Source organism: Streptomyces sp. NPDC054956, from assembly GCF_053609185.1.
In genome coordinates, this window is record NZ_JBSGXB010000394.1 from 1 (window position 1) to 6085 (window position 6085).

General features: G+C 73.7%; 7 protein-coding genes. 3 read left to right on the plus strand and 4 right to left on the minus strand.

All coding sequences use genetic code 11. From position 1 onward, the window contains the following. Together ACWGDE_RS34930 and ACWGDE_RS34935 are read right to left on the minus strand one after the other, a co-directional pair. A partial coding sequence (locus ACWGDE_RS34930) for a HAMP domain-containing protein (protein ID WP_453393083.1) occupies nucleotides 1–812 on the minus strand: 812 nt, incomplete at its 3' end. Further along, complete coding sequence (locus ACWGDE_RS34935) at nucleotides 805–1482, minus strand: response regulator transcription factor (protein WP_453393084.1); 678 nt, start codon at nucleotides 1480–1482, stop codon at nucleotides 805–807. The genes ACWGDE_RS34930 and ACWGDE_RS34935, both read right to left, overlap by 8 nt. Nucleotides 1483–1614: 132 nt before the next feature. On the opposite strand from ACWGDE_RS34935, the gene ACWGDE_RS34940 reads away from it, so the two are divergent. Further along, complete coding sequence (locus ACWGDE_RS34940) at nucleotides 1615–1977, plus strand: hypothetical protein (protein ID WP_453393085.1); 363 nt, start codon at nucleotides 1615–1617, stop codon at nucleotides 1975–1977. Nucleotides 1978–2025: 48 nt separating this feature from the next. Then, nucleotides 2026–2289: a hypothetical protein gene (locus ACWGDE_RS34945; protein WP_453393086.1), complete on the plus strand. Its 264-nt coding sequence runs from the start codon at nucleotides 2026–2028 to the stop codon at nucleotides 2287–2289. A gap of 55 nt (nucleotides 2290–2344) precedes the next feature. On the opposite strand, the gene ACWGDE_RS34950 is transcribed toward ACWGDE_RS34945, so the two are convergent. Both ACWGDE_RS34950 and ACWGDE_RS34955 read right to left on the minus strand, forming a co-directional pair. Further along, nucleotides 2345–2989 carry a hypothetical protein gene (locus tag ACWGDE_RS34950; protein WP_453393087.1) on the minus strand — a complete coding sequence of 215 codons (645 nt, stop codon included), beginning with the start codon at nucleotides 2987–2989 and terminating at the stop codon, nucleotides 2345–2347. Between the two features lie 159 nt (nucleotides 2990–3148). After that, nucleotides 3149–4786, minus strand: a complete 1638-nt coding sequence (locus ACWGDE_RS34955; protein WP_453393088.1) for an AMP-binding protein — start codon at nucleotides 4784–4786, stop codon at nucleotides 3149–3151. 182 nt (nucleotides 4787–4968) lie between these two features. On the opposite strand from ACWGDE_RS34955, the gene ACWGDE_RS34960 reads away from it, so the two are divergent. After that, nucleotides 4969–6000, plus strand: coding sequence for an amidohydrolase family protein (locus ACWGDE_RS34960; RefSeq protein WP_453393089.1), 1032 nt, complete (start codon nucleotides 4969–4971; stop codon nucleotides 5998–6000). The last annotated feature ends 85 nt before the right edge of the window (nucleotides 6001–6085 follow it).

The following is a 6085-nucleotide window of genomic DNA, read 5'->3' on the forward strand; positions in this document are numbered from 1 at the left end:
AGCCGGTCCAGGGTGGCGTTCATGGTGACGGCGAGCCGGGCCACCTCGTCGCGGGTGTGCGGGACGGGCACCCGGCGGTGCAGTTCGCGGTCGCCGATCTCGGCGACCTCGGCGCGGATGGCCTCGACGGGGCGCAGCGCCCAGCCCGTGACCCGCCAGGTGATCGCGGCCACGACCAGTACGAGCAGCGGGACCGCGAGGAAGAGGGCGGCCATGATGGTGTCGTCGGCAGCGTCGGCGTCCCTGAGCGAGGTCCCGGCGTAGACGGTGACCAGGCCCTTCGAGGTGACGGTGGTGACCTGGACGACGCGCTGTCGGTGCTGCTCGCGCACCCGCACGCCCTTCCAGGTGTCGCGGACCGTGCCGGGGGTCCGGGGCGGGGCGGGGGCGAGGGCGGGGCGGCCGGCGAGGTTGGGACTGGCCGCCAGGACCCGGCCCTGCGCGTCGACCACCTGCAGGAAGTCCGTGCCGCGGCCCGGGACCGGTACGGGGTCCAGCCGGCCCGCGGCCACCAGCGCGGCGATGTTGAGGGCCTGGCGTTCGGCGTCGGCCTGCGCCCCGCGGGTCAGGTTGGTCTCCAGCGCCCCCATCAGGGCGACGGAGGCCGCGCCGAGGGCCAGCGCCACCACGGCGGAGGCACCGAGGGTGGCCTGGGCGCGCACCGACCTCGGGCGCAGTCGGTACGCGGCTTCGCGCAGCCGGTACGCCGCCGCGCGCAGCCGGGCCGCGGCTCGGCGCGGGGTCCGTGCCCGGGCGGAGCCGGCCCGGTCCTTCCGGGAGCGGTCCTCCTGGTCCCCGCAGGACTCAGCCACCGTCGGCCGCCAGCCGGTAGCCGGCGCCCCGGACGGTCTCCACCGCGGCCCGTCCGAAGGGGGCGTCTATCTTCCGGCGCAGCGCGCTGACGTGGACCTCGACCACGTTGAGGTCGCCCTCGTAGGCCGCGTCCCAGACGTGTTCGAGGATCTCCCGTTTGGGCACGACTTCTCCGGCCCGGGTCGCCAGGTGCACCAGGACGGCGAACTCGCGCGAGGTCAGCCGGGCTTCGACCCCGGCGCGCGTGCAGCGCCGGCGGGCCGGGTCGACGACGAGGTCGCCGAACTCCATGACCTGCGGGCTGCGGCGGCCGGTGCGCCGGATCAGGGCGCGCAGGCGGGCCACGAGGACCACGTAGGAGAACGGTTTGGAGAGGAAGTCGTCCGCTCCGGTGTCGAGGGCCTCGGCCTCGTCGTACTCCCCGTCCTTGGCGGTGAGCATGAGGATGCCGGACTCGCAGCCGGCCGCGCGGAGCCGGGCGCAGACCCGGTAGCCGTTGAGGCCGGGCAGCATGATGTCGAGGACGATGGCGTCGTAGTCGTGCTCGCCGGCCATCCACAGGCCTTGCGGACCGTCGTGGGCCGTGTCCACGGTGAAGCCCTCGGCCCGCAGACCACGTTGCAGTGCGGCGGCGAGACGCCGCTCGTCCTCGACTACCAGTACGCGCATGGGGCAAGGTTCTCAGGTCGCGTCGCGGGCTTGCTGAAGGGTTCTTCAGCTCGCTTCAGCGAAGCTTCAGCATCCTGCTCGCAGGATCGGCCGAGCCGGGTGCGTCGCCCGGAGAACGCGAGGAGCATCCAGATGACCGAGTCCACTCCCCAGCCGCCCGAGTACCCGGCGGACCCGGGCGAGGGCAGTGCCGCCGAGACCGCCAAGGCGCCGGGGCGCCGTGCCCGGATAGCCCGGTTCGCCCGTGAGGGCCGGGGCCGCTGGGTGGCGCTCGGGCTCGTGGTCGTGGCGGCGGGCGGCGCGGGGGCCACGGCCGTGGCCGTGGCGGACCACGGCTCCGACATCCGGCGCACGCGCGCGGAGCGCGCCTGGGACCGGTTCGACGTGGAGCGGCAGGCCGACGGTGCGATGACGGCGCCGATGCCGGCGCACCCCGGGAAGCCGGGGAAGCCGGGGAAGCCCGGTCTGAAGGGCGAGCGGGGCGCAGTCCGCTAGGACGGCGCCGAGCGGCCCGGGCTGCCGGACGGCCCCGACGGGACGGTCGTGGACCGGCCGGACCGGCCCGGCCGGGCCCCCGTGCCGCTTCCCGCGCTGCCGGCGGCGCAGGCGCTGGCGAAGGCGGAGGCCGCCGTCCCCGGCGGCAAGGCCGAAGCGCTGAAGGTCGTCCCCCAGGAGGGCGGCGGGAGCGCCTGGCGCGTGGTGGTCCTCGGCTCCGACGGGGTCCGTCACGCGGTGACCCTGGCCGGCTCGGACGGCACGGTCACGAGCAACACGGTCGCGGGGAAGGGCGCCGGGGCCGGACGCTGAGCGGATGCGGGCGCCCGGTCGTCTCTTTCGGGGCGGGCGCCCGCATCCCCGTGCGTCACTTCCAGGTGATGCCCTTGCCCAGGTCGAAGGGGTCGCCCCAGTACTCGGCGCCGGTGACCTTGACCGCGGAGGACGGCGCCAGGGAGACCGCGCAGCCCGTGGCCTTCTGTCCGTTGGTGAACCCCTTGGGCAGCGAGTCGTTCGGGCACTTCTCGAACTTCCCGACGACCAGCAGGTCCTGGGCCTGGCTGCCGTCCGGCAGGAGCCCCTTCATGTGGCCCACCGAGGCGAACGACAGGTCGGTGGAGCCGGTGTTCTCCACCGAGTAGCGGATGTAGAACGGGACCTTGCCGTTCACCTTGTCCCCGAGGTTGAAGGGCGCCAGCTCCGCGGGCTTGCCCTCCTCGATGGAGGTGACGGTGAGCGCGATCGTGCCCTTCTTGCCGCCCGAGCTGAACGGGAACCGGGCCGGCTGGCCGATCTTGAAGCTCTGACCGGCCTTGGCGTCACCGGCGCTCGCCGGTGCGGACGTGGCGGGCGCGGCGGTCGGTGAGGTGGTGGGCTGGGGCACCGCGCCCGACGGCGACTGCGTCACTCCCCCGTCCTTCTCGTCGTCGTTGCATCCGGTCAGGGCGAGCGCCCCTACGAGCGCCAGCCCGATCGCGGCGGCGGCCTTGCCCCGTGTACCCGTGCGGCTCATGTCTGTCCCCCTGGGTCCGTGGACCGCCGTGCGCGGCCCTCGGCACATTTACTAGTCGAGGAACTCGGCGCTCCGCCGGGCACGGACGGGTTCGTGACATGTTCCCGACGGGGTCATGACAGTCGCGATGCCCGCGTTATCGCAGACCGCCCCCGCGCCTCACGCGCCGGGCGTCGGGTCCAGCAGCCGGGCCGCCATCTCCCGCATCTCGATCTTGCGGATCTTGCCCGTCACCGTCATCGGGAACTCCTCCACGACGTGGACGTAACGCGGGATCTTGAAGTGGGCCAGCCTGCCGTCGCAGTAGGCGCGCACGGCCTCCGCGGTCAGCGGCTCCGCGCCCTCGCGCATCCGTACCCACGCCATGAGCTCCTCCCCGTACTTCGCGTCGGGCACGCCGATCACCTGGACGTCCATGACGTCCGGGTGTCCGTGCAGGAACTCCTCGATCTCTCGCGGGTAGAGGTTCTCGCCGCCCCGGATCACCATGTCCTTGATCCGGCCGGTGATGCTCAGGTAGCCGTCGCCGTCCATGACGGCGAGATCGCCGGTGTGCATCCAGCGCGCCGCGTCGACGGCTTCGGCGGTGCGTTCGGGCTGGTCCCAGTAGCCGAGCATGACCGAGTAGCCGCGGGTGCACAGTTCGCCCGGTTCGCCGCGCGGGACGGTCCTGCCGGTGGCCGGGTCGACGACCTTGACCTCCAGGTGCGGTCCGACGCGGCCCACCGTCGCCACCCGGCGCTCGACCGAATCGTCCACGCGGGTCTGGGTGGAGACCGGCGAGGTCTCCGTCATCCCGTAGCAGATGGACACCTCGCGCATGCCCATCCGGTCGATGACCTCCTTCATCACCTCGACCGGGCAGGGCGAGCCCGCCATGATGCCGGTGCGCAGGCTGGACAGTTCGTAGGACTCGAAGTCCGGGTGGGCCAGTTCGGCGATGAACATGGTGGGGACGCCGTAGAGCGAGGTGCAGGACTCCGCCTGGACGGCGGCCAGGGTCGCGCCCGGTTCGAAGGCGGGTGCGGGGATGACCATGGCCGCGCCGTGGCTGGTACAGGCGAGGTTTCCCATGACCATGCCGAAGCAGTGGTAGAAGGGCACCGGAATGCACACCCGGTCCAGCTCGGTGTAGCCGCACAGCTCGCCCACGAAGAAGGCGTTGTTCAGGATGTTGTGGTGCGAGAGGGTCGCACCCTTGGGGAACCCGGTGGTGCCCGAGGTGTACTGGATGTTGACGGGATCGTCCGGGCTCAGCGCGGCCTGGGCGCGGGCGAGGTCGGCCCGGTCTCCGAGGCGTCCGCGCTCCAGCAGCGAGTTCCAGAGCGGGCCGTCCAGCAGGGCCACGAACTCGAGCGCCTCGCAGCGCGGCCGGACCTCCTCGATCATGGCCGCGTAGTCGGAGGTCTTGAACCGCTCCGCCGCCGCGAGCAGCCTGATCCCGGACTGGCGCAGTACGTACTCCAGCTCGTGCGAGCGGTACGCCGGGTTCACGGTGACGAGGATCGCCCCGATCTTGGCGGTGGCGTACTGCACCAGCGTCCACTCGGCCCGGTTGGGGGCCCAGATCCCGACCCGGTCCCCCTTGACGATGCCGAGGTCCAGCAGTCCGAGCGCGAGGGCGTCCACGTCGGCGGCGAACCGCTCGTACGTCCACCGGCGCCCGGTGGCCACCTCGACGAGGGCGTCCCGGCCGGGGAACCTGCGGACGGTGCGGTCGAGGTTCTCGCCGATGGTGTCGCCGAGCAGGGGCACCTCGCACGCCCCTGACGCGTAGCTCGACTCGACGGACGACACGGACGGCGCTGACGACGCGGACGGCACATGGACCCCTTGGGCTCGGCGGCGGGCGCCGGAGCCCCTTCGCACCGGCGCCTCCTCATGATCCTCGCGGCCCGGGCCGGGGGCCAGACCCCGGGTGGCGGTGGCGTGCGCGCCCCCGATTGGCCCGCGCGGCGGGCAGGGCGTTCCATCGAAGGGTGAGCAATGCGACGGCACCGGCGCCCTCGGCTCCCGCGGGGGCCGCCCCGGCTTCGCCGGCGCCCGTCTCACGGATCGACGTACACGCCCACCTGTGGACCGCCGCGTACCTGGACCGGCTGGAGCGGCTGGGCAGGACGGACACGGACACCCAGCGGAACATCGGCGCGGACGCCACCGCGGCCGACCTGGACCACCGCTTCGCCCTCATGGACCGCACGGGCATCGCCCTCCAGGTGCTGTCCGTACCCCCGCAGTCCCCGCACCTGCCCCGGGAGTCCGACGCGGTGGCCCTCGCCCGCACGGCCAACGAGTCCTACGCCGAGCTCGTCGCCCGGTGGCCGGAGCGCTTCCGGGCCTTCGCGGCGCTGCCGCTGCCGCACGTGGACGCGGCCCTGCGCGAGCTCGCGTACGCACTCGACGAACTCGGCATGGCCGGGGCGGCCGTGACCACGACCGTGCGGGACCGGACCCTGGCCGATCCGCTCTTCCACCCCCTGTACGAGGAACTCGACCGGCGGGCGGCCGTCCTGTACGTCCACCCGGCGGGCGAGGGCGCCGCCAGCCCGCTGATCACCGGGCACCGCATGACCTGGATGGTCGGGGCGCCCGTGGAGGACACGGTGGCGGTCATGCACCTCGTCCTCGCGGGGGTGCCCCTGCGCTACCCGCGGATGCGGATCCTCGCCTCCCACCTCGGCGGCGCCCTGCCGATGCTGGTGCGCCGGCTCGACGACCACCTCGCCCACGAGTCCCCGCTGACGCCAGAGGCCCCTTCGGTGGCGGTGCGCCGGCTCTGGTACGACACGGTCGGGCACCGTCACGGGCCCGCGCTGGTCGCGGCGGTGGCCTCCTTCGGCGCGGACCGGCTCGTCCTGGGCACGGACTTCCCCTACGAGGACGGGGAGGTGTTCGTGCGGGCCGTCTCCTACATCGCGGAATCGGGGCTGGACCCGCGGGACGCCACCGCGATCCTCGACACGAACGCGGCCGCGCTGCTCGGCCCGGCCGGGGCTCCGGCCAGGGGGTGAGGGCGGTGTCCGGTGCCCGTGCGACGCGCGACCGCACGGCGTCGCTGTGCGCCGCCGCCCTGCTGGCAGCGGCCCTGGCCGTCCC